Annotated in this window: 23 protein-coding genes and 1 pseudogene; 15 read left to right on the top strand and 9 right to left on the bottom strand. The window is 56.9% G+C overall.

The features are described from left to right. From ACTF5F_RS01200 to ACTF5F_RS01170, 7 genes are all read left to right on the top strand, one after another. Positions 1 to 870: a manganese/iron ABC transporter ATP-binding protein gene (locus tag ACTF5F_RS01200; RefSeq protein WP_438955056.1), complete on the top strand. Its 870-nt coding sequence runs from the start codon at positions 1 to 3 to the stop codon at positions 868 to 870. Then, positions 870 to 1,718, top strand: a complete 849-nt coding sequence (locus ACTF5F_RS01195; RefSeq protein ID WP_438955055.1) for a metal ABC transporter permease — start codon at positions 870 to 872, stop codon at positions 1,716 to 1,718. Before ACTF5F_RS01200 ends, ACTF5F_RS01195 begins: the two co-directional genes overlap by 1 nt. Then, entirely contained in the window at positions 1,715 to 2,551 is an 837-nt protein-coding gene (locus tag ACTF5F_RS01190) for a metal ABC transporter permease (RefSeq protein WP_438955054.1), read from the top strand. Before ACTF5F_RS01195 ends, ACTF5F_RS01190 begins: the two co-directional genes overlap by 4 nt. Positions 2,552 to 2,677: 126 nt before the next feature. Further along, positions 2,678 to 3,823 (top strand): aromatic ring-hydroxylating oxygenase subunit alpha, encoded by a 1,146-nt coding sequence (locus ACTF5F_RS01185; protein ID WP_438955053.1) that lies wholly within the window; start codon positions 2,678 to 2,680, stop codon positions 3,821 to 3,823. Between the two features lie 3 nt (positions 3,824 to 3,826). Next, on the top strand, positions 3,827 to 4,054 hold the full coding sequence (locus ACTF5F_RS01180; RefSeq protein ID WP_438955052.1) for a hypothetical protein: 228 nt from the start codon (positions 3,827 to 3,829) through the stop codon (positions 4,052 to 4,054). Between the two features lie 32 nt (positions 4,055 to 4,086). Further along, on the top strand, positions 4,087 to 4,470 hold the full coding sequence (locus ACTF5F_RS01175) for a glyoxalase (protein ID WP_438955051.1): 384 nt from the start codon (positions 4,087 to 4,089) through the stop codon (positions 4,468 to 4,470). A gap of 118 nt (positions 4,471 to 4,588) precedes the next feature. Beyond that, the gene (locus ACTF5F_RS01170) at positions 4,589 to 5,602 is read left to right on the top strand and encodes an Ldh family oxidoreductase (protein ID WP_438955050.1); all 1,014 of its coding nucleotides are present in this window, start codon (positions 4,589 to 4,591) and stop codon (positions 5,600 to 5,602) included. 9 nt (positions 5,603 to 5,611) lie between these two features. On the opposite strand, the gene ACTF5F_RS01165 is transcribed toward ACTF5F_RS01170, so the two are convergent. Then, positions 5,612 to 6,313, bottom strand: coding sequence for a GntR family transcriptional regulator (locus ACTF5F_RS01165; RefSeq protein WP_438955049.1), 702 nt, complete (start codon positions 6,311 to 6,313; stop codon positions 5,612 to 5,614). A gap of 125 nt (positions 6,314 to 6,438) precedes the next feature. On the opposite strand from ACTF5F_RS01165, the gene ACTF5F_RS01160 reads away from it, so the two are divergent. From ACTF5F_RS01160 to ACTF5F_RS01135, 6 genes and pseudogenes are all read left to right on the top strand, one after another. After that, positions 6,439 to 6,729: a UxaA family hydrolase gene (locus ACTF5F_RS01160; protein WP_438955048.1), complete on the top strand. Its 291-nt coding sequence runs from the start codon at positions 6,439 to 6,441 to the stop codon at positions 6,727 to 6,729. Positions 6,730 to 6,740: 11 nt separating this feature from the next. After that, complete coding sequence (locus ACTF5F_RS01155) at positions 6,741 to 7,919, top strand: UxaA family hydrolase (RefSeq protein ID WP_438955047.1); 1,179 nt, start codon at positions 6,741 to 6,743, stop codon at positions 7,917 to 7,919. Positions 7,920 to 8,100: 181 nt separating this feature from the next. Continuing rightward, positions 8,101 to 8,400, top strand: a complete 300-nt coding sequence (locus ACTF5F_RS01150) for an AraC family transcriptional regulator ligand-binding domain-containing protein (protein WP_438955046.1) — start codon at positions 8,101 to 8,103, stop codon at positions 8,398 to 8,400. Positions 8,401 to 8,404: 4 nt separating this feature from the next. Then, positions 8,405 to 8,527: a hypothetical protein gene (locus ACTF5F_RS01145; protein ID WP_438955045.1), complete on the top strand. Its 123-nt coding sequence runs from the start codon at positions 8,405 to 8,407 to the stop codon at positions 8,525 to 8,527. Continuing rightward, positions 8,491 to 8,859 (top strand): annotated as a pseudogene (locus ACTF5F_RS01140) (succinylglutamate desuccinylase); the annotation flags it as partial. The gene ACTF5F_RS01145 and the pseudogene ACTF5F_RS01140, both read left to right, overlap by 37 nt. 286 nt (positions 8,860 to 9,145) lie before the next feature. Further along, positions 9,146 to 9,283: a hypothetical protein gene (locus tag ACTF5F_RS01135; protein WP_438955068.1), complete on the top strand. Its 138-nt coding sequence runs from the start codon at positions 9,146 to 9,148 to the stop codon at positions 9,281 to 9,283. 117 nt (positions 9,284 to 9,400) lie between these two features. Here the strand turns inward: ACTF5F_RS01135 and ACTF5F_RS01130 are convergent, their stop codons facing one another. The 8 genes from ACTF5F_RS01130 to ACTF5F_RS01095 form a co-directional block, all read right to left on the bottom strand. Then, positions 9,401 to 10,537: a Gfo/Idh/MocA family protein gene (locus tag ACTF5F_RS01130; protein ID WP_438955044.1), complete on the bottom strand. Its 1,137-nt coding sequence runs from the start codon at positions 10,535 to 10,537 to the stop codon at positions 9,401 to 9,403. Continuing rightward, positions 10,537 to 11,598 carry a sugar phosphate isomerase/epimerase family protein gene (locus ACTF5F_RS01125; RefSeq protein WP_438955043.1) on the bottom strand — a complete coding sequence of 354 codons (1,062 nt, stop codon included), beginning with the start codon at positions 11,596 to 11,598 and terminating at the stop codon, positions 10,537 to 10,539. Before ACTF5F_RS01125 ends, ACTF5F_RS01130 begins: the two co-directional genes overlap by 1 nt. Positions 11,599 to 11,609: 11 nt before the next feature. Then, the gene (locus ACTF5F_RS01120) at positions 11,610 to 12,734 is read right to left on the bottom strand and encodes a Gfo/Idh/MocA family protein (protein ID WP_438955042.1); all 1,125 of its coding nucleotides are present in this window, start codon (positions 12,732 to 12,734) and stop codon (positions 11,610 to 11,612) included. A gap of 11 nt (positions 12,735 to 12,745) precedes the next feature. After that, positions 12,746 to 13,492, bottom strand: coding sequence for a sugar phosphate isomerase/epimerase family protein (locus tag ACTF5F_RS01115; protein WP_438955041.1), 747 nt, complete (start codon positions 13,490 to 13,492; stop codon positions 12,746 to 12,748). 18 nt (positions 13,493 to 13,510) lie between these two features. Further along, positions 13,511 to 14,590: an ABC transporter ATP-binding protein gene (locus ACTF5F_RS01110; RefSeq protein ID WP_438955040.1), complete on the bottom strand. Its 1,080-nt coding sequence runs from the start codon at positions 14,588 to 14,590 to the stop codon at positions 13,511 to 13,513. A 4-nt stretch (positions 14,591 to 14,594) separates the two neighbouring features. After that, entirely contained in the window at positions 14,595 to 15,554 is a 960-nt protein-coding gene (locus tag ACTF5F_RS01105; protein WP_438955039.1) for a carbohydrate ABC transporter permease, read from the bottom strand. Continuing rightward, on the bottom strand, positions 15,551 to 16,474 hold the full coding sequence (locus ACTF5F_RS01100) for a carbohydrate ABC transporter permease (RefSeq protein WP_438955038.1): 924 nt from the start codon (positions 16,472 to 16,474) through the stop codon (positions 15,551 to 15,553). The genes ACTF5F_RS01105 and ACTF5F_RS01100 overlap by 4 nt, the downstream gene beginning before the upstream one ends. A gap of 136 nt (positions 16,475 to 16,610) precedes the next feature. After that, complete coding sequence (locus ACTF5F_RS01095; protein WP_438955037.1) at positions 16,611 to 17,846, bottom strand: ABC transporter substrate-binding protein; 1,236 nt, start codon at positions 17,844 to 17,846, stop codon at positions 16,611 to 16,613. A 137-nt stretch (positions 17,847 to 17,983) separates the two neighbouring features. On the opposite strand from ACTF5F_RS01095, the gene ACTF5F_RS01090 reads away from it, so the two are divergent. Both ACTF5F_RS01090 and ACTF5F_RS01085 read left to right on the top strand, forming a co-directional pair. Continuing rightward, positions 17,984 to 19,015: a LacI family DNA-binding transcriptional regulator gene (locus ACTF5F_RS01090; RefSeq protein ID WP_438955036.1), complete on the top strand. Its 1,032-nt coding sequence runs from the start codon at positions 17,984 to 17,986 to the stop codon at positions 19,013 to 19,015. 173 nt (positions 19,016 to 19,188) lie between these two features. After that, the gene (locus ACTF5F_RS01085) at positions 19,189 to 21,981 is read left to right on the top strand and encodes a bifunctional aconitate hydratase 2/2-methylisocitrate dehydratase (protein ID WP_438955035.1); all 2,793 of its coding nucleotides are present in this window, start codon (positions 19,189 to 19,191) and stop codon (positions 21,979 to 21,981) included. Positions 21,982 to 21,995: the final 14 nt, after the last annotated feature.

Here is a 21,995-nt window from a genome sequence, read left to right as displayed (position 1 = left end):
GTGCTCGATGCCTTCTCCACCCAAACGGGGCTGTCGGCTCGCGATGTGAAGGTCACATACCGCAACGGGCACGCCGCGCTTTGGGATGCGTCCTTTGATATTCCGCGCGGCACTGTAACTGCATTGGTCGGCGTCAACGGCGCGGGCAAATCGACCCTGTTCAAGGCGATCATGGGGTTTGTCCCCACCGCCAAGGGAGAGATCACGGTCCTTGGCAGATCGGTCAAAGAGGCGCTGAAGCAAAACCTTGTCGCTTACGTCCCACAGGCGGAGGAGGTCGATTGGGCCTTCCCCGTGCTGGTCGAAGATGTGGTGATGATGGGCCGCTACGGGCATATGGGCTTCATGCGCCGCCCGTCGCAGGTGGACCGCGATGCGGTCGATCAGGCGCTGGCGCGCGTCAACATGCAAGACTACCGCAAACGCCAGATTGGGGAGTTGTCAGGCGGTCAGCGCAAGCGGGTGTTTCTGGCGCGGGCTTTGGCGCAAGACGGGCAGGTGATCCTGCTGGATGAGCCGTTCACTGGTGTTGATGTCAAAACCGAAGAGCAGATCATCCAGCTGCTCCGCGACCTCAAGGACGAGGGGCGGGTGATGCTGGTGTCGACGCACAACCTTGGCTCCGTCCCTGAGTTTTGCGACCGTGTGGTGCTGGTCAAAGGCACTATCCTGAGCCACGGCCCGACGGAGACGACCTTTACCAAGTCCAATCTTGAGAAAGCCTTTGGCGGAGTCCTGCGCCGCTTCACCTTGGGCGGTGATGAGCTGCACGATGATGACGACGGGCGGACGGTGACAATCCTCACCGATGATGAGCGGCCCTTTGTCCAATACGGCGAAAAGACACAGACACAGGACAAATCTCCCTGATGGAGTTGCTGCTGGAACCTTTCAGCTATGGCTACATGACCAATGCAATGTGGGTGTCGGCGCTGGTGGGTGCAGTCTGCGCCTTTCTATCGGCGTTCCTGATGCTCAAGGGGTGGTCCCTGATCGGCGATGCGCTGTCCCATTCTGTCGTCCCAGGCGTTGCGGGCGCCTATATGCTGGGGCTGCCGTTTGCGATTGGTGCCTTCTTTGCGGGCGGGCTGGCGGCAGGGGCGATGCTGTTCCTGACGGAGCGGTCGGGGCTGAAGGTAGATGTGGTGATCGGGCTGATCTTCACGTCCTTCTTCGGGCTGGGCCTGTTCATCGTGTCGATCAACCCCGTGGCCATTGACGTGCAGACGATCATCATGGGCAACGTGCTGGCGATTTCGCCGTCGGATACGCTGCAACTCGCGATCATCGGGTTAGTGTCTTTGGCGGTGCTGTTGTTGAAATGGAAGGACCTTATGGTCGCGTTCTTTGATGAGAACCACGCGCGGTCGATTGGTTTGAGGCCAGAGCGGTTGCGCGCGATGTTTTTCATCCTCCTCTCCGCTTCCGTCGTTGCAGCTTTGCAGACGGTGGGTGCATTCCTTGTCATTGCGATGGTGGTGACGCCGGGGGCGACAGCCTATCTGCTTTGTGACCGCTTCCCACGTTTGATCGCCGTCTCCGTCGCGATTGGTGCGGTGACGAGCTTTTTTGGGGCCTACATCAGTTATTTCTTTGACGGGGCAACGGGTGGGATCATCGTGGTCTTGCAAACGGTCATTTTCCTATTGTCCTTCCTCTTTGCGCCGAAATACGGGCTGCTGGCTGCGAAGCCCCGCGCGCGGGAGGTGGCCAGATGACCTTCGACACACTTTTAATACCGTTTCAGTTCGGCTTTATGCAAAACGCCTTTTACATCGCGATGCTGGTGTCGGTGCCGACTGCGCTGTTGTCCTGCTACCTAGTGCTGAAAGGCTGGGCGCTGATGGGCGACGCGGTCAGCCATGCGGTGCTGCCGGGGATTGTGCTTGCCTATGTCACGGGTATCCCGCTTTTGATCGGGGCGTTTGCGGCGGGCATGTTCTGCGCCGTGGCGACGGGATATCTGACCGAGAACAGCCGCGTGAAACAGGACACGGTCATGGGCGTCGTCTTTTCCGGCATGTTCGGATTAGGGATTGTGATGTTTGTGGCGTTGGAGACGAACGCACACCTCGACCACATCCTTTTTGGCAATATTCTGGGTATCGAACCAGCGGAGCTTTGGACGGCTGGCATTATCTCCGTTCTGGTGAGCGGGTTGATCTTGATGAAATGGAAAGACCTGCTGCTGCACAGCTTTGATCCGGCGCAGGCTAAGGCGGCGGGGCTAGCGGTTGGTCTTTTGCACTATGGGTTGCTGGCCGCTTTGTCGCTGACCATCGTGGCGACTTTGGCCGCGGTCGGTTTGATCCTGTCGATCGGATTGCTGATCGCACCGGGGGCGATTGCGTTCCTTTTGTCGCGGCGGTTCAGTCAAATGCTCTGGGTCGCGGTGGTTGTGAATTTTGCGACCATGATGGTTGGGATCTACGCCAGCTTCTTCCTCGACAGCGCGCCGGCGCCAACCATTGTGCTGGTCCAGACGCTTCTTTTCCTCGTGTCGTTCACCCTACGATTGGCGGCCAACAAGCGGGCCACGCGGGAGATTTGAACGGCGCTGCCACGCACCGCGGCCTACCCAAAATGACGCGATTGGCCGATTCATGGCGCGAACGGGATTGTGGCGGGACCTCTTGAAGCGCCACAATATCGGACGAGTCCTTTCGGAGCGCCTAAGATGAACAAGCACAGCGAATTGAGTTCGGTTCTTCAGTCCGTGAACACCGCGAACGGTCTGCCGAACGCCCATTATACCGATACAGAGATGTTCGATTTGGAAAAGCGCAAGGTGCTTTTCACAAATTGGTCAGGCGTTGGCTTTGGCAAAGATGTGCCGAAGGCGGGTGATGCCATGCCGGTGGATTTCCTTGGCATGCCGCTGTTGATAGTGCGCGATCATGAGGGGCAGATCGGTGTGTTTCAAAACACCTGTCGGCACCGCGGGATGATCCTTGTCGACAAGCCTAAGAAAATCGGAGGCGTGGTGCGCTGCCCTTATCACAGCTGGTGCTATGCGCTGGACGGCAGCTTGCGGGCGACGCCGCATGTCGGCGGGCCGGGTCAGAACATGCACGAGGATGTGGATAAGTCAGAATTGGGCCTCATCCGCATCAAATCCCACGTCTGGCGCGATGTTATCTTTGTCAACGTCGATGGGCAGGCCGCACCGTTTGAAGAGGTGCACGCCGATCTGTTGCAGCGCTGGTCAGAGTTTGAGCAGCCCGTGCATCACGGCGGTGACACGTCGTCTTTCAAATTGGGGGTGAAAACCAACTGGAAGCTGGCGGTGGAGAATTATTGCGAAAGTTATCACCTGCCGTGGGTGCATCCGGGGCTGAACAGTTATTCGCGGTTGGAGGATCATTACAACATTGAAGAGCGGGATCGGTATTCAGGGCAGGGCACGTTGGTTTATCGCCAACTCAAGGGCGAGAGCGGGGAGGTGTTTCCTGATTTCGACGGCTTGTCCCAACAGTGGGATGAGGGGGCGGAATATATCACCGTCTATCCCAACGTGCTGATGGGTGTGCAGCGCGATCATGCCTTTGCCATCGTGTTGGAGCCAAAAGCCTGTGAGCAGACAGTGGAGCATATCGAACTCTACTATGCTACTGCGCCTGAGGCGTCGCCGGACTTGTCTGATCTGCGCGAGCAGAACGCGGCACTTTGGAAGACCGTGTTTGAAGAGGATATCTTTGTCGTGGAAGGGATGCAGAAGGGGCGGCATGGCGATTACTTTGACGGCGGGCGGTTTTCGCCCGCGATGGATGGGCCGACGCACAACTTCCACCATTGGGTCGCCACGCAACTGACCAAGGGGTGAGCCTTGGCTGCGCTGGACACCGCGTTGCTGGATGCACATGCCGCGGATGACAAAGCGGCCTTGGTCACGCTCTATGCACAAGCGGCAGATGAGGCAGCGGAAGAGGATGCGATGTGTTTCTTCCTCACCCACGCATTCGTATTTGCACTAGAATTGGGGGATGACCGCGCCGTGGATTTCAATCGTCGTTTGGCAGAGCTTGGACGCGCGGAGCTGTTGAAGTGGCCTTGATTGCCGTTAGCGCTATTGCATAGGGTTGGGACATGAAAATTCAGCACCTCGACCATATCAGCCTGCTCACCGCCAACACCGATGCCATGACCGCGTGGTACGGCGATATTCTGGGGCTGGTTCCCGGCTTCCGTCCGAATTTCGGCAATGTGGGTGTCTGGCTCTATTCCGGTGAGACGGTGATGTTGCATCTGATCGAAGTGTTGGATCAGGAGCTGACCGGCTCAGAGGTGCCCCTGAAGATTGAGCATTTCGCCTTCCGCGCCGCCGGCAGCCCAAAGACGTTTGAGGCGACGCTGAAAGCCGCCGGTCAAACCTACCGCCGGTCCGACATCGAAGAGATCAACACCGCCGCCTTCAACGTCTGGGACCCTGACGGCAACCACATTCATGTGGATTTGATGTTGGACGGTTGAGCATCAGAACATATTACATAATATTGAGTATGCGGTTCATCTACTGTGCAGCACCCGTCCGCTTGTGGGATTGGTGACATTGTGAAACGGTGTCGTGGTTGGCAAGGCGGAGGTGAGCGTGACTGACACTGTAGAGCGGATCGCGATTGAGGACGCGATCGATCTAGTCCGTACGGCGTTTCAGGCCAATGGCGTCCGTGAGGACGACGCACAGATCGTAGCAAGTGCACTTGTCCACGCTGAAGCCGAAGGACAATCCGGCCACGGGTTCTCACGGATCGAGGATTACATCTCCCAAGTGCAGTCGGGAAAGATCAATGCTGCGGCTGAGGTGCGCACCCAACTCACCAATACCACTGCCCTTCGCACGGACGCAGACGGCGGCTTTGCCTTTCCTGCCTTGCAAGAGGTCATTGGCAAAGGAGTCGCGGTGGCGCGCGCCAACGGCACGGCCACCATGTCGGTCTATAATTCGCACCACTGCGGTGTTCTGGCGTCGCATGTGGAACAAGTGGCCGAACAGGGTCTCATCTGCATGATGGTGGCGAATGCGCCGAAAGCCATCGCACCTTGGGGCGCAAAAACTCCTGTCTTTGGCACCAATCCCATTGCTTTCGCCGCACCGCGTCAGGGCAAGCCTCCACTCGTGATTGACCTTTCCCTGTCAAAAGTGGCGCGGGGCAAGGTGATGAATGCCAAGAAGCTGGGCAAAGACATCCCCGAAGGTTGGGCAATTGATGTCGATGGGCAGCCAACAACAGATGCGGAAGCAGCCTTGGCTGGCTCCATGCTGCCGATTGGTGATGCCAAAGGCACGGCGCTGGCGTTGATGGTGGAGGTTTTGGCCACCTGTTTTGCTGGCGGCACGTTTTCGTCGGAGGCGGGGTCATTCTTTAAAGCCACGGGCAAACAGCCACGTGTCGGGCAGTTCTTGATGGCCATTTCGCCTGAGGGGTCGCCCGACTATTTCGAACGGATTGACCAGTTGCTTGACTCCATATCCGCGCTCGACGGCACCCGCCTGCCCGGTCAGCGGCGGCTGGAGGCGCGGACGGCAGCAATGAAAGACGGCCTGTTGGTGCCAAGTCATTATCTGGACAGCACCCGTGCGCTTTGTCGGGCGACGGGCTGACCGCCCAGCCTAGTTCAAATCCACAAAGTAAGACGTGCTCTCTGTCAGGAATGTGCTGGTGCGCAGTTCGACCAACCGCTCTTTCAAATCAAAGGCCCGCCGCTGCGCGACGATCGCGGGCGTCCCAGGCGCAACGTCGAGTTGGCTGGCGAGCGTGGCATCCAGCGTCGCGGCTTTGAGGTTTTCCTCTGCCGAGATGATGATGCAGGAATAGGCCTGCTGAAACAGAACGTAGAGTGCGTTTGGCAAAGGGCTGCGGTCCTTGAGACCGGGAAACAGCGGCGCAGGCACAACGGTTTTTTCATGGCAGAGCGGCTTGCCGTCAAAGGTGCGGACGCGGGTGATCTCAAACACCTTGTCGGGCTGATCGTGAAGCAGCGCACGCTCATACTTACGAGCGGCGCGGATAATCACCGTTTCGGTTTGAAGCTGCGGCGCGACCTGATCGCCGTTCTTGTCCCTGAGGCTGAAGAAATGAAAGAGAGAGTTTTCCGGCGTGCGCAGGGTCACAAACGTCCCCTTCCCCTGCCGTCTTTGGACGATGCCTTTTTGCTCCAGCTCGATCAGCGCTTTGCGGGCGGTGCCTTGGCTGACGCTGAGTTCAGCGGCGAGATCAAACTCGCTTGGCAACATCGAACCGGGCACGTAATCGGCGTCTGCGATACGTTTCACAATGGTGTTGTAGACGCTTCTGTAAAGTGGCTCGGTCACGGTTGCCCTTCCTTTGAAGTTTGGTAGCATGCGGGCTTAAGACTTCGCAATATACACATTGACTCTTATATAAGAGTAATTGTAGTTCCTTTTCTTGAGACTCACTGAACATTTGGAGCATCCCCATGAGTGAAATTCCGCATCTTCTCGTGCATGAGCACGAAGACAATGTTGGCGTTGTTGTTGTCGAAGGCTTGACCGCTGGCACCGACATGCTGGTCTGCGTGACGCATGACAATTCAACATTCCGCCTAACCTCTGGCGCGGATGTGCCAATCGGTCACAAGATCGCATTGAAAGACTTCAAAGAGGGCGACACCGCCATCAAATACGGCGAAGACATCGGCAAGATTATCGCTGACATTCCAAAGGGCGGGCATCTGCACACCCACAACTGCAAAACAAAGCGCTGGTAAGGAGCTGCCCCATGTCACAACTTTCAAACATGACGATCAAAGGCTACCGCCGCGAAAACGGCCGTGTGGGTGTTCGGAACCACGTTCTGATCCTGCCGGTTGACGATATTTCAAACGCTGCTTGTGAAGCTGTTGCCAACAACGTCAAAGGCACGCTGGCGATCCCACATGCCTATGGCCGCTTGCAGTTTGGTGAAGACCTCGAAGTGCATTTCCGCACCATGATCGGCACAGGCGCCAACCCGAACGTTCACTCCGTGGTCGTGATCGGGATTGAGCCTGGCTGGACCAAGCGCATCGCTGACGGCATCCGCGAAACCGGCAAGGAAGTGGCTGAATTCTCCATCGAGCAGAAGGGTGATTTCGAAACCATCCGTGCCGCGTCTTGGGCCGCGAAAGACTTCGTTCACAAGGCGACAGAGGTGCAGCGCGAGGAATGCTCTATCAACGAGCTTTGGATTTCAACCAAATGCGGTGAATCGGACACGACAACAGGTCTAGGCTCCTGCCCGACGGTTGGCAACATGTATGACAAGATGCTGCCTGAAGGGATCACTGGCTTTTTTGGTGAGACGTCAGAGATCACGGGCGCGGAGCACATCTGCCAGAAGCGCGCGATCAACGAAGAAGTTGGTGAGCGTTGGTACAAGATGTGGAAAGCCTATCAGGATGATGTGATCTTTGCGCATCAGACGGACGATTTGTCTGACAGCCAGCCGACCAAAGGCAACATCGAAGGTGGTCTGACCACTATCGAGGAGAAGGCGCTCGGAAACCTCGAAAAGATTGGTCGCACGTCGCAATTCATCGACATTCTGGACCCAGCAGAAGCGCCAAAGTCCGGCAAAGGCCTCTACTTCATGGACAGCTCTTCCGCTGCGGCGGAATGCGTGACCTTGATGGCGGCTGGCGGTGCGGTGATCCACACCTTCCCAACCGGTCAGGGCAACGTGGTCGGCAACCCAATTGTGCCTGTTATCAAGATCACCGCGAACCCGCGCACCGTGCGCACAATGGGAGAGCATATTGACGTCGACGTCTCCGGCATCTTGCGCCGCGAGCAAACCATTGATGAAGCAGGTGACGCGCTGATCGAGATGATCCGCCGCACAGCGAACGGCCGCAACACGGCGGCAGAGGCTTTGGGCCACCGCGAATTCTCCATGACGAAGCTTTACCGCTCCGCCTAAGCAGACGGATAAGAGACAGAGGCCGGCGGAAACGCCGGTCTTTTTTGTTGGACAGGTCCAAAGGGGTTGCGACCTGCGCAAGAGCTGGGCATCCCACCCTATTCCCCAAGCATTGACCTAAGGATTTGCGGTCAAAATTTGATCGCAAACAACAACCGACATTACCCTACAGATATTGATAGTGAGTGAACCTCTGAGTGTGACCGAACAGACAAGGGCGGCGAGTTTTGCTGCTGCGTTTGCGGACTATGCCTGTGAGAAAGGCGCAGACCGTCAAACGCTGCTGTCCTTCAGCGGGTTGTCAGAGGGTGATCTGTCAAATCAGGACGACCGCATACCGATGGCCTTTTATCAGGCGCTGATTGGCGCTGCGATCCACCAGACCGGCGACACCGCGCTGCTGTTGAAGCACACGCTCGAGTCGCGGTTGGAGAGTTGGTCAAATTGTACACACCTCCGCCTCTCTGGCGTATTCGATTGAGCAAATGAACCGCTATCTGCACCTGATGTCGGATATGAACCTGCCTGCCGGCACGGCGCGGTTTGAATTGGTGCATACGGCGGAGGGACTTTGGATCGTCGATCACATGGTAACACCTATGGCTTGATCAATCACTCTCGCTATCTCCCTGATCGGCGCGACCTCAACTGGTGCTTTCCAGGCAGCGAAACAGGCTCGCTCGCGGCGCGACTGGCCAACAGATTTTTCAAAGAAGTGGTGGCGCGCGCCGATATTGGCAACGATCTTCGCTCCGCCGCAATTCACCGCACCAACTATCCCCAAGTGCGCATTTCACCGGATGATGAAAAAATGCAAGAGCTTGCTGAAGTCTTTGGCGCGCCAATGGTGATGAAAACCGCAATTCGGGAGGGCTCCCTCAGAGATGCGGCACAGAAGATTGGTCAGCAGGTGCTGCTGTTTGAAGGTGAAGAAGGTCTTCGCTTTGGTGAGATCGCAATTCGTGCTGGTGTCGCATGTGTCCTGCGCGTTCTCAATCATCACGGCACGATCTCCCGCAGAGGTGTCACAAACCAAAGGCATCCCCCCAGTTCTGCCCATCAAGCAAGTGGGTTCGGGCACCGATGGGCGGGCTGCTCCGTATTTTCAAAGCAGACGGCTCACTCGTTCGAAAAGGGGAACTTCTGGCGGTGGTCTCTGATCCCTTTGGCGAGCGGGAGATGGAGATCATCGACCCATTCTCTGGGATCACGTCGGCCGTGCCGTCATGCCAATCGTGAACGAGGGCGATGCCATCTTTCACATCGGGCATGTCGACTCCATGACCGATGCGGAAGGAACCGCTGAACATATTCAAACCCAGATCGGCGATGACCCGATGTTCGACAAGGACGAGATTATTTGATGGTATGAGTGGTCCAAATCACACTATGTGAGTGCCATTCAGCGTGAAGTTGGCGTCTTAGAAAACCCAACAGCTCAAGTTAGCAGCCAAATCCGTTTCTCAACGGTCAATTTGATCCTAGCAGATGAGGGGTGTCCAAGCTGCATCGTTCTTGGCCGACGCCAAACAGCCCGCCACGAACACCATGCCGGCCACGCCGTCGCCTACCGTATTGGTGTGGTGGTGATCTGGCAGCGTGGTGCCGTCGTCATGGGCGCGGATGGCGTGGGCGGCGTCTGAATAGGTGGTGGCAAATGCCTCCAGATACCCTTCGGGATGCCCGCCTGGTGTGCGGGTGACACGGGCGCCGGCGCCTTCGGCATCAGTCGTGCCACGAGTTAGGATTTGCACAGGCCTACCAAATTGGGCGTAGAGCATCTTGTTTGGCTCTTCCTGCCGCCATGACAGGCTGCCTTTGGTGCCATAGATGCGCAAGCTCAGGTCATTCTCATGCCCCACAGCGGCGTTGGAGGCAAAGATCAGCCCCTTGGCACCACTGGCGAAACGCAAATGCGCGCTTACCGTGTCATCAATCACCCGACCAGGGACGGAGGCGTAGGCTTCTGCCGAAACAGACGCAGCGGTTTCACCTGCTACGAAACAGGCAAGGTTGTAGGCGTGAGTGCCAATGTCGCCCAAGGCCCCAGCCCCTGCTTTCGCGGGATCGAGACGCCACGCGGCTTGTTTCTGATCGGGGTCCGGTGCCTTGGCCAGCCAGTCTTGCAGGTATTCGGCCCGGATTTGCAGGATGTCGCCGAAATCGCCACGCGCAACCATCGCCCGCGCTTCGCGCATCAGCGGATAGCCGGTGTAGTTGTGGGTCAGGACAAAAAGCTTGCCCGAGTCCGCCACGGCCGACTCAAGCGCCAGCGCATCCTCTATTGTGGCAGTCAGCGGTTTGTCACAGATGACATGGATACCCACCTTCAAAAACGCCATCGCGACAGGCGCGTGCATGTGGTTGGGGGTGACAATCGCAACCGCTTGGATGCCATCTTCGCGCGCGGCTTCTGCAACGGCCATCTCCTCATAGCTGCCATAAGACCGTGCGAGACCGATCTCTTTCGCCGAAGCGGCAGATTTCTCTGGCTTGGACGACAGGCAGCCCGCCACCAGTTCAAACTGGTCGTCGATGCGGGCCGCGATGCGGTGCACAGCACCGATAAAGGCGCCCTGCCCGCCGCCAACCATGCCAAAGCGAATGCGGCGTGACATCAATCTGTCCCCAACATCGATTTGATCATGCCCATGTCCGTCTCCGCCCCTGCAAAGTCATCAAAGGCTTTGTCGGTCAGCGGGATCGTGTGTTCGCGGATAAAGGGGGCGCCTTCGGCAGCGCCGACCTCTGGATGTTTCAGGCAGCATTCCCATTCCAAGACGGGCCAGCCATCAAAACCATGCGTCGCCATTTTGGAAAAAATACCTTTGAAGTCGACCTGACCGTCACCCAAGGACCGGAACCGGCCTGCGCGTTGGGTCCACGGCTGATAACCGGAATAAACGCCTTGCCGCGCGTCTGGATTGAACTCCGCATCTTTAACGTGAAACGCGCTGATGCGTTCGAAATAAACGTCAATAAAGGCGAGGTAATCCATCTGTTGTAGCAAGAAGTGCGATGGGTCGTAGTTGATCATACAGCGCGGGTGGTTGCCGACAGCCTCCAAGAACATCTCGAACGTGGCTCCGTCAAACACATCCTCACCGGGATGGATTTCATAGCCTACGTCAACGCCATTCTCATCATAGACATCAAGGATCGGCTTCCAACGACGTGCGAGTTCGACAAACGCCTCCTCAATCAATCCGGCGGGGCGCTGCGGCCATGGGTAAATGTAGGGAAAGGCGAGCGAGCCGGTGAAAGACACGGAGCCCGTCAGCCCAAGATGGTTGCAGGCCACCGCCGCCTTCTTCATCTGATCGACGGCCCATTCCTGACGGGCGGCAGGGTTGCCATGTACCGCCTCTGGCGCGAAAGCATCGAAAGCCACGTCATAGGCAGGGTTCACCGCGACAAGCTGGCCTTGAAGGTGGGTTGAGAGTTCGGTGATTTCGACTCCAGCGTCGGCGCAAATGCCTTTGACCTCATCGCAATAGGTCTTGCTCTCCGTCGCTTTCGCCAGATCAAAGATGCGGGCGTCCCAAGTAGGGATTTGCACGCCTTCATAGCCCAAACCGGCGGCCCATTTTGTGATCTCAGGGAGGGAGTTGAAAGGCGCGCCATCGCCCAAGAACTGTGCTAGGAAAATACCCGGCCCCTTCATCGTTTTGGATGCCATGATCTGTCTCCTTAATTTGCGCTCATCAATGCGCGCGCAGCGGCCCCATCCAATGGTGCGGGACGCTCGCAGGTGGTTCCAATCTCGAGCCGCTGGCCAGTTTCACCTGCTGTTAGAATAGAGGCCATCACGTCAACAACGTGGTGGGCAAATTCAGCCGAACAGCGATGCGGACGTCCTTCCTGAATGGCCATCGCCATATCGGACAGACCCGCCGCGCGATAATTCGCATGATCCCCGTCATTGGGGACGGAGAAAGGGTGATCCCACGCGGGCGCATCCACCATGTCGCCCTTGTCGGTCACTTTCACCTCGCCGCCGAAGAAGTTCGGATCAGGCAAATAGAGCGTGCCGCTTTCGCCATAGAGCTCCATATTCCCGTGGCTTTGCGACCAGACATCCCAGCTTGTCAGCATGGTGATGACTGCGCCGCTGTGGAATTGCAGCGTGGAGTGGATAGTGGTTGGCGTTTTCACCGGCACCTCTTCGCCCTCACGGGCGCCATTGCCGATCACGCGGGTTTTTCGCGGTGTGGACGACACGGCCTGCACCGCCGCAACCGGCCCCAGCAACTGCACGAGGTTGGAAATATAGTACGGCCCAAGGTCCAGAACCGGACCAGCGCCGGGCAAGAAGAAGAAATCAGGGTTCGGGTGCCAGCTTTCCATGCCGGGGCTTTGCACCACGGCTGTGCCAGAGGTCACAGGCCCAATCGCACCATCGTCGATCAGCTTGCGCGCCAACTGATGCGATCCGCCAAGGAACGTATCAGGGGCGGAGCCGACACGCAGGCCAGCCGCCTTCGCTTTGGAGAGGATCATTGTCCCCTCCTCCGCGCTCAAGACGAATGGTTTTTCGGAATAGACGTGCTTGCCCGCATCCAAAGCGGCAACGCAGATATCCTTGTGTGCCGCTGGGATCGTTAGGTTTACGACGATGTCGATGTCATCGCTCGCCAAGATGTCATCGACCGACATCGCGCGAAGGCTAAAGGCGTCCGCCTGCGCCTCTGCCGCGGCCATGTTGATGTCTGCACAGGCGCGCATCTCGATCCCTTTGAACATCGGGGCCAGACGGAAATACGCAGATGAAATGTTGCCGCACCCAATGACGCCAACGCCGAGTTTATCAGCCATGTTCGGTTCCTTTAGTAGGCTTTGAAGGCCGCGATCGATGCGGCTGCAAACTCTTCTGCGTTTGTGGGTTTGTCGTGTTCCATCACCATCAGCGCGTTAGGGGCCGCCGCACGGGCGCGAGCGGTGAGATCGGCCCAGTCGATGGTGCCCTGCCCCACATGGCACCAACCATCTTGATCGAGGTTCTCGCCCACTGGCGCGATGTCTTTGACGTGTACTGCGGTCATGCGGTTGCCATAACGGTTGATCCAATCGACCGGATCGGCACCACCACGTACGACCCATGCGATGTCTGCTTCCCAATCAATGTCGGGCGCTTCATCAAGGATCGTCTCAAGCGGGATGGAGCCGTCAGCGAGCGGCAAAAGCTCAAAATCGTGGTTGTGCCAGCCAAAGCCAAAGCCCGCCGCCTTCGCCTTCACGCCGATGGCCGCCAAACGTTTCGCCAAATCAGCATAGCCTGCGCGGTCGATCGGCCGTTCGCTGGCGTCAAGGTAAGGCGCATAAAAGCGGTTCATGCCCAATGTCTTTGCGGTTTCGACGACACGGTCGAAATCATCCTCGAACTCGGCAATCCCAAAGTGGCCGGACGGCATGGTGACACCAGCCGCATCCATCGCTGCGCGGAAGGATGCTGGATCACCGTAAACGCCGCCGTAGCCTTCGACCTGCGTATAGCCCAGACCGGCAAGCGTGCCGACAAAATCCTCCTGAGATGCAACATCACGGGAGGAGTAGAGTTGAAATGAAACATACATTTCCAAAGTCCTTACATTTTAGAGACGCAGCTCCGATGCCACGTCAAAGAGGGAGGCGACCGACGTATCAACGCCGATCCGAATGGTTTCGCCAGCTTTCACATCCATCTGGCCTTCGATCCGCATACGGAACGGGTCACCGGCAAGCTCTGTCCAGATGAGGGTATCGGCCCCCATCGGTTCGACGAGGTCGATCTTTACATCAGCGGTGTAGGCACAGCCGTCCGCCATATCCCCGACGCGGATATGCTCTGGCCGGATGCCCATCCAAGCGGACCCGCTGAACGGGGCTTCGAACGGGTAGTCTTTCAGCGGGATCGACAGACCATCACAAGAAAAGACAGGATCGCCGCCACTGATCTCCCCCTTAATGAAGTTCATGGCAGGGGAGCCGATGAAGCCCGCCACGTATTTGTTGCGTGGCTTGGTGTAGATCGTGCGCGGGGCATCCAGCTGTTGGATCGCGCCGTCCTTCATGATCGCCACGCGGTCGGCGAGCGTCATCGCTTCGACCTGATCGTGCGTCACATAGATCATCGTGTTGCCCAACTGCTGGTGCAACCGCTTGAGTTCAACGCGTAGATCGGTCCGTAATTTTGCATCGAGGTTCGACAGCGGCTCATCAAACAGGAACACATCCACATCGCGCACCAGCGCCCGACCGATGGCCACACGCTGACGCTGACCCCCAGACAACGCACTCGGTTTGCGGTCAAGCAACGGCTCAATCTGCAAAATTTCGGAGGCACGCGCGACGCGCCGCTCGATCTCTGCCTTGGAGAATTTCGCGTTTTTTAGGCCAAAGCTCAGGTTCCCGCGCACGGTCATCTGCGGATAAAGCGCGTAGGATTGGAACACCATGCCGATGCCCCGCTCTGACGGTTCCGCCCATGTGACGTTGTTGCCCTTGATGAAGATCTGACCGTCGGTGACTTCCAAAAGCCCTGCGATACAGTTCAGCAAGGTCGACTTGCCGCAGCCCGATGACCCCAGAAGGACAAGGAACTCACCCTCTGTGATGTGGAGGTTCAGGTCTTTCAGGACCTCCACGGCGCCAAAGCTCAGGTCGAGATGTTTGATTTCTACGGAGTTTGCCATGTTCTTAACCTTTCACAGCACCGGCAGCGATGCCGCGGACGAAGAGTTTGCCTGAGGCGAAGTAAATCACCAACGGAACCAGACCGGTCAGCAGTGTCGCGGCCATATTCACGTTGTATTCCTTCACCCCTTGGACGGAGTTCACGATGTTATTGAGCTGCACCGTCATCGGATAGGTGTCGGGCTTGGTGTAGATCACACCAAAGAGGAAGTCGTTCCAGATACCCGTGACCTGCAAGATCATCGCCACCACAAAGATTGGCAGCGACATCGGCAGCATGATGCGGAAGTAAATGCCCCAGAACCCTGCCCCATCAACGCGCGCGGCTTTGAACAGCTCCTCCGGCACCGATGTGAAGTAGTTGCGGAACAGGAGCGTCAGGATCGGCATCCCGAAAATCGTGTGGACAATCACCAAGCCCCAGAGCGATCCCATCAGGCGGAAGGGTGCAGCGTCCGAATTGAAAAGTCGGATGAAACCGGTGATCCCTTCGCCGCTTTCCCTCAGCAAGATCACGATTGGATAGATCATTACCTGATAAGGAATGAACGCACCAAAGATCAGGATGGTGAAGAAGACCTCTGACCCTTTGAATTTCCAGTTCGCCAGCGCGTAACCATTGACCGACGCAATCGCGATGGACAACAAAACAGAGGGTACCAAAATCCAGACGGAGTTCCAGAATCCGCGGCTCAACCCTTCGCAGTTGATGCCGGTACAGGCCTCTGCCCAAGCTTTAACCCAAGGTTCATAAGTGACCTCAACAGGTGGGCTAAAGATGTTGCCCAACCGGATTTCCGGCATGCCTTTCAACGAGGTCACGATCATCACGTAAAGCGGCAGCAGGTAGTACATGCAGACCACGAACAACGTGCCGTAGATGATGATGTTGGTGGAAGAGAACGCCCGCTTGGGCTTTGGACCGCGTGGCCCGCTCAGCGCGTTTGCAGTTGCATCGGTCATTTTTTCTTCTTCCCGCCAAATTCGAGGTACGCCCAAGGGATCAGCACGACCAGAACGCTCAAAAGCATCATGGTCGAGGCCGCAAATCCCAGCCCGAGGTTTTGTGAGCCGAACATCTTGTCGATCACATATTTCGCAGGCACTTCGGACGCGATGCCGGGGCCGCCGCTGGTTTGCGCGACCACAAGGTCATAGACTTTGATGATACCGGCAGAGATGATCACAAGCGCCGTCACGAACACCGGCCGCATCATCGGAATGACGATGAACAGGTAGGTCTTCCACACCGGGATGCCTTCGACGCGCGACGCTTTCCAGACATCCTCATCAATACCGCGCATCCCTGCGAGCATCAGGACCATCACAAAGCCGGACCCCTGCCAGATACCCGCGATCAGAATGCCGTAGATCACGATATCGGCGTTGTTGAGCGGGTCGAAGGCAAAACTGGTCCAACCGAGGTTCTGGATCACGTTTTGAATGCCGAGGTCTGGGTTCAGCAACCACTGCCACACCAGACCGGTGACAACGAAGGACAGCGCGAAGGGATAAAGGATGATCGTACGGATCGTGTTTTCAAACCGGATTTTCCGGTCGAGCAAGGCCGCCAGCAAAAAGCCAATGCAAAGCGACAACACCAAGGAACACGCACCATAGATCGCTAAATTCTCGATCGAGGTGATCCAGCGGTTCTCGCTCCACAACCGGTCATAGTTGTCGGTACCGACCCATTTTTGGGGCGCGGGCAGCAGACGCGATTTGGTGAAGGAATGGTAGATCGTCCAAAGCGTACAGCCGACGAAGACGACAACCGCCGTCGCAATCATCGGGATCGCTGCGATCTTGGCCGTGAGGTTTTTGAACAAACGGTTCGGACGTTTTGCGCCCCGCACCATCTGCCCACTATCGGTTATGGCCATCCTGTCCCCCGTGTTTGGCTACTTTGGGTAAGTCAAAACACCCCTATCCCTTAGGGGGTGCTTAGAATTGCCCGTTGAACGGAAAGTCTGCCAGGCCCGCGGCAGGAAAGCCGCGGACCTAACAGGGAGTAAGCGATTAGTCGGCGCTTGCGATGATGTCGACGTAACGTGCTTGTGCGTCCTCAACAGTGATCGAAGTGTCGTTCCAGAATTCAACTGTCAGGTCGTCGATCTGGCCAGCGGTGTCAGCAGAGAAGCTGTTCACGCCGTCTGGCAGAACGTTACCAGCAGCCAGAATCGCCAGACCCTTCTGCATACAGTCGTTTGCCGCGGACAGGTCGATATCACCACGGATCGGCAAGGAGCCTTTCTTGAGGTTAAACGCAACCTGAACTTCCTGAGAGATCATCAGGGAAGCCATCTCTTTCTGAGCTGCTTCGATTGCTGGATCGTCCTGCTTAGGGAAGTAGAACGCATCACCACCTGTTGCGATGATTTCATTCACACCCAAACCTGGCAAACAGGTGTAGTCTTCGCCAGCAACCTGTTCAGCCACCTGGAATTCACCCTGTGCCCAGTCACCGTGGATCTGACCACCGGCCTGACCTGTGATGACGAGGTTTGTCGCTTGGTTCCAGTCGTTAACGTTGGAGCCTTCAGACAACAGGCGTGCTGCTGCGTAAGCTTCCCAAACCTTTGTCATGTCTTCGCTTGCCGCTGCGTCAGCGTTCTTGTTTGTCAGAACGTCGATGTAGAGGTCTGTACCACCAACTGCCACCATCAGTGCGCCGAACGCGAGGCTTGTCTGCCAAGACTGCTGGCCCATCGCAAGTGGGACGAGGCCCGCATCACGCAGAGCTGGTGCAGCTTCTACGAATTCGAACCAGTCAGCTGGAACATCAACGCCAGCCTTTGCAAAAGCGTCATGGGACAGCCACAGCCACTGAGGGGAGTGGATGTTCACTGGCACACAGTAGACTTTGCCGTCCAGTGTACATGCATCCAGCAAACGCACTGGGTTCACAACGTCGGCCCAGCCTTCCGCTTCTGCGATGTCTGTCAAGTCAAGCATCAGACCAGCTTCGACCAGTTCCTCGGCCTGACGACCGTGATTCAGCTGTGTCGCGTGCATTGGGTCGCCGCCCAAGATGCGTGAAATGATGATCGGACGCGCAGTACCACCGGAGCCGGCAATCGCGCCGTCGACCCAGTTGTGCTCTGTCTGTTCGTTAAATGCTTTAGCAAATTCGGACACAGCAGCGGCTTCACCGCCGGATGTCCACCAGTGCGTAACTTCAAGGTCAGCCGACCAAGAAGCAGTTGGCAATGCAAGTGCAGTCGTTGCGCAAAGCGCAGCAATGGTTCTTTTCATGTGATCCTCCCAGATCGAGCTTTATTGGCTACATTGTTGAAACCGTCTTCGAAGCCTCTCGCTCCTTGTAAACGATTACAAACTGAGCATGCACGAGAGTGGTTGATTCTGTCAAGAAATTTTGTAATCGTTTTCAAATGAGCCTGAAGACCAATCAAAAAGCTGCGACAGTTCAAGATGTTGCGCGTCACGCTAACGTGTCGACCGCAACCGTATCCCGTACTCTGAGTGCGCCAGACTCCGTTTCAGCCAAGAAACGTCAGGCCGTTTTGGACGCGATTGAGGCGACCGGATACCGCGTCAATCGCGCCGCCAGAAGCCTGAGAACCCAGCGGTCCAACAACATTTTGGTGCTGCTTCCAAACTTGGGAAATCCGTTCTTCAGTTTGGTGCTGCAAGGGATCGTTGATGTGCTGACACCTGCGGGTCAGTCGCTTGTAGTCGCGGAAACGCGGCAAATCTACAGCGCCGGAGATGACCTCTTTTCCTACTATCGGGCGCAGCGTGCGGACGGGATGATCATCCTTGATGGCGGTGTGCCGGCTGAGTCGTTGAACCGCTTCTTGGCCTCCCAACCCGACGCCAACATCGTCTTCGCCTGTGAATGGACTAACGTTGATGGCTTCCCCTCGGTGCGCAGCAGCAACGAAGACGGGGCGATCTTGGCGATCCAACACCTCTATGACGCTGGGCATCGCAACATCATCCAAATCACCGGCCCGAAAGACAACGTGCTGACCCATGCCCGCATCGCAGGTCATGAGACGGCCTGCAAAAAGCTGGGGTTGGAACCGCATTATATCGAAGGCGATTTCAGCCTCGAAGCTGGCTTGCAAGCCGCCAAGCAGATCAAGGCGATGTCCGACATACCAACCGCTATCTTCTGCGCGTCGGATGTAATCGCCTTTGGCCTCATTTCCGGCCTCGCCCGCTGTGGCATTCACGTGCCAGAGGATATCTCCGTCATTGGGTTTGATGATCTGGAGTTTAGCGAACACTTCGTCCCGCCCCTGACCACGATACGACAGGATCGGGTGGCCTTGGGCACAACAGCGGCGCAGGTTCTGTTGCGCGGCGGTGCCTCAAAAGCGGATTTGGTTGAGATGATCCCTGTCAGACTGATCGAACGCTCAAGCACCCAAAGGGCCAAAACCAAAATCCCTGCGTGAAACCGATCCATTCCAAATAACGTTATGGTATTGTAAAGACGCCTTCGACAGGGCGAGCCCTTGCATGTGTCGACGCTTCAGTATACCACTGCATACAATTATGTATCGAATAAGTCGTCACATCCAAAAACCCGCGCCCAAACGCACAAAAATTTAAAGAATCCGAGGCCGCTATGAAGCACTACACAGCCTATCTTGATGACATTGGCACCCGCAAAGCCCAAGGTCTGAACCCAAAACCGATTGATGAAGGTGCGCTAGTCGAAGACCTGATCGCAATAATCAAGGACAGCGGCAACGAACACCGTGCCGACGCGCTGCACCACTTCATCTACAACACCCTGCCCGGTACAACGAGCGCGGCAGGCGTGAAGGCTGAGTTCCTCAAGGACATCATCCTCAGCAACGCAACCGTTGAAGAAATCAGCAAAGAGTTTGCCTTCGAACTGCTCTCCCACATGAAGGGTGGCCCATCCGTGCGCGTCCTGCTCGACCTCGCTTTGGGCGAGGATGCCGACATCGCAAAAGCGGCTGGCCACGTCCTGAAAACGCAAGTGTTCCTCTATGAAGCGGACATGGACCGGCTGAGAGCCGCGCTCGACGCGGGCAACGCAGTCGCGAGAGAGATCCTTGTCAGCTACTCTGACGCGGAATTCTTCACCAAACTGCCGGACGTGCCGGAAGAGGTGAAGGTCGTCTCCTACGTGGCTGCAGAAGGCGACATCTCAACCGACCTTCTGTCCCCCGGCAACCAAGCGCACTCCCGCGCCGACCGTGAGCTTCACGGCAAGTGTTTCATTGATGAAAAGGCGCAGAAGCACATTGAAGAACTCAAGCTTCAACACCCTGACAAACAGGTGATGCTGGTGGCCGAAAAAGGCACGATGGGCGTTGGATCGTCCCGCATGTCCGGCGTCAACAACGTCGCACTTTGGACGGGCAAGCAAGCTTCCCCCTATGTGCCGTTTGTCAACATCGCCCCTGTGGTTGCGGGCACCAACGGCATCTCCCCCATCTTCCTGACCACGGTTGGCGTGACAGGCGGGATCGGTGTCGACCTCAAGAACTGGGTTAAAAAACTGGACGAGGACGGCAAGCCGATCCTCAACAACGACGGCGATCCGATCTTGGAAGAAAAGTATTCCGTCGCGACCGGCACGGTCATGACGATCAACACGAAGGACAAAAAGCTCTACAGCGAAGACGGCAACGAAGAGCTGGCCGATATGGGCGCGTCCTTCACCCCGCAAAAAGTGGAGTTCATGAAGGCGGGCGGGTCTTACGCGATCGTCTTTGGCAAGAAGCTCCAGACATTCGCGTGCGAGGCACTGGATATCGAAATGAAATCCGCTTTTGCGCCCGCAAAGGAAGTCAGCATCGAAGGTCAGGGCCTGACGGCGGTTGAAAAGATCTTCAACAAGAACGCGCGCGGCACCACGCCAGGCAAAGTTCTGCATGCAGGATCTGACGTGCGGGTTGCAGTTGATATCGTCGGCTCCCAAGACACTACCGGCTTGATGACGATGCAAGAACTGGAAGCGATGGCTGCGACTACCCTGTCGCCGACTGTTTACGGCGCGTATCAGTCTGGTTGTCACACAGCCTCCGTCTGGGACGCAAAGGCACAGGCCAACACGCCACGGCTGATGAAGTTCATGAATGACTTCGGCCTTGTCACCGGTCGCGATCCTAAGGGCGTCTATCCACCAATGACCGACGTGATCCACAAAGTGCTCAACGACATCACAGTCGACGACTGGGCGATCATCATTGGGGGCGACAGCCACACACGGATGTCCAAAGGCGTGGCTTTTGGTGCTGACTCCGGCACCGTGGCACTGGCACTGGCGACAGGCGAAGCCTCCATGCCAATCCCCGAGTCCGTCAAAGTGACGTTCAAAGGCGAGATGGCGAGCCACATGGACTTCCGCGATGTGGTCCACGCCACACAGGCTCAGATGTTCGCTCAGCACGGCGACAACGTCTTCCAAGGCCGCGTAATCGAAGTCCACATCGGCACTTTGCTGGCCGACCAAGCCTTCACTTTCACCGACTGGACGGCAGAGATGAAGGCGAAAGCCTCAGTCTGCATTTCGAACGATGAGACGCTGATCGGATCGCTCGAACTGGCGAAATCCCGCATTCAGATCATGATCGACAAAGGGATGGAGCATGATAATGGCATGCTCGGAAACCTGATCGCGATTGCTGACAAACGAATTGCAGAGATCAAGTCAGGTGAAAAACCTGCGCTGCGACCTGACGCAGATGCAAAGTACTTCGCCGAAGTGGTCGTCGACCTTGATGAGATCGTCGAACCGATGATCGCGGACCCAGACGTGAACAACGCTGATGTGTCCAAGCGCTACACACACGACACAATCCGCCCAATCTCTTTCTACAAGGCGGAAAAGCATGTCGATCTGGGCTTTGTCGGCTCCTGCATGGTCCACAAAGGCGACATCAAGATCGTAGCGCAGATGCTGCGCAACCTCGAAGCCGCCCACGGCAAGGTTGAGTTCAAGGCACCACTCGTCGTCACCGCCCCGACCTACAACATCATTGATGAGCTGAAGGAAGAGGGCGACTGGGAAATCCTGCAGAAATATGCAGGGTTCGAGTTTGACGACGCCGCTCCAAAAACGGTCGCACGGACGGAGTATGATAAAATCCTCTACCTCGAACGCCCGGGCTGTAACCTCTGCATGGGCAACCAGGAAAAGGCGGAGAAGGGCGACACCGTTCTGGCCACCTCTACCCGTTTATTCCAAGGCCGCGTTGTTGGCGACCTGCCAGAGAAGAAGGGTGAATCACTGCTCGGCTCCACACCTGTGGTGGTCTTGTCGGCCATCCTTGGCCGCACGCCCACATTGGAAGAGTACAAGAAAGCCGTCGAAGGCATCGACCTGACCAAATTCGCACCGCCAAAGAAGGCGCCAATCGACGCCTTGTCGGTCCACTTCTAGGCGAAACTAATCGG

Source organism: Cognatiyoonia sp., from assembly GCF_965661665.1.
Taxonomy (GTDB): Bacteria; Pseudomonadota; Alphaproteobacteria; order Rhodobacterales; family Rhodobacteraceae; genus Cognatiyoonia.
The sequence above is the reverse complement of the archived record's forward strand: the minus strand, read 5'-3'. Positions and strand labels throughout refer to the sequence as shown.

Excerpts from the sequence above, each read along its gene's own strand:
- ACTF5F_RS01195 (WP_438955055.1), top strand. The coding sequence starts at position 870 with ATGGAGTTGCTGCTGGAACCTTTCAGCTATGGCTACATGACCAATGCA.
- ACTF5F_RS01190 (WP_438955054.1), top strand. The coding sequence starts at position 1,715 with ATGACCTTCGACACACTTTTAATACCGTTTCAGTTCGGCTTTATGCAA.
- ACTF5F_RS01185 (WP_438955053.1), top strand. The coding sequence starts at position 2,678 with ATGAACAAGCACAGCGAATTGAGTTCGGTTCTTCAGTCCGTGAACACC.
- ACTF5F_RS01175 (WP_438955051.1), top strand. The coding sequence starts at position 4,087 with ATGAAAATTCAGCACCTCGACCATATCAGCCTGCTCACCGCCAACACC.
- ACTF5F_RS01160 (WP_438955048.1), top strand. The coding sequence starts at position 6,439 with ATGAGTGAAATTCCGCATCTTCTCGTGCATGAGCACGAAGACAATGTT.
- ACTF5F_RS01155 (WP_438955047.1), top strand. The coding sequence starts at position 6,741 with ATGTCACAACTTTCAAACATGACGATCAAAGGCTACCGCCGCGAAAAC.
- ACTF5F_RS01145 (WP_438955045.1), top strand. The coding sequence starts at position 8,405 with ATGAACCGCTATCTGCACCTGATGTCGGATATGAACCTGCCTGCCGGC.
- ACTF5F_RS01135 (WP_438955068.1), top strand. The coding sequence starts at position 9,146 with ATGCCAATCGTGAACGAGGGCGATGCCATCTTTCACATCGGGCATGTC.
- ACTF5F_RS01130 (WP_438955044.1), bottom strand. The coding sequence starts at position 10,537 with ATGTCACGCCGCATTCGCTTTGGCATGGTTGGCGGCGGGCAGGGCGCC.
- ACTF5F_RS01125 (WP_438955043.1), bottom strand. The coding sequence starts at position 11,598 with ATGGCATCCAAAACGATGAAGGGGCCGGGTATTTTCCTAGCACAGTTC.
- ACTF5F_RS01120 (WP_438955042.1), bottom strand. The coding sequence starts at position 12,734 with ATGGCTGATAAACTCGGCGTTGGCGTCATTGGGTGCGGCAACATTTCA.
- ACTF5F_RS01115 (WP_438955041.1), bottom strand. The coding sequence starts at position 13,492 with ATGTATGTTTCATTTCAACTCTACTCCTCCCGTGATGTTGCATCTCAG.
- ACTF5F_RS01110 (WP_438955040.1), bottom strand. The coding sequence starts at position 14,590 with ATGGCAAACTCCGTAGAAATCAAACATCTCGACCTGAGCTTTGGCGCC.
- ACTF5F_RS01105 (WP_438955039.1), bottom strand. The coding sequence starts at position 15,554 with ATGACCGATGCAACTGCAAACGCGCTGAGCGGGCCACGCGGTCCAAAG.
- ACTF5F_RS01100 (WP_438955038.1), bottom strand. The coding sequence starts at position 16,474 with ATGGCCATAACCGATAGTGGGCAGATGGTGCGGGGCGCAAAACGTCCG.
- ACTF5F_RS01095 (WP_438955037.1), bottom strand. The coding sequence starts at position 17,846 with ATGAAAAGAACCATTGCTGCGCTTTGCGCAACGACTGCACTTGCATTG.
- ACTF5F_RS01090 (WP_438955036.1), top strand. The coding sequence starts at position 17,984 with ATGAGCCTGAAGACCAATCAAAAAGCTGCGACAGTTCAAGATGTTGCG.
- ACTF5F_RS01085 (WP_438955035.1), top strand. The coding sequence starts at position 19,189 with ATGAAGCACTACACAGCCTATCTTGATGACATTGGCACCCGCAAAGCC.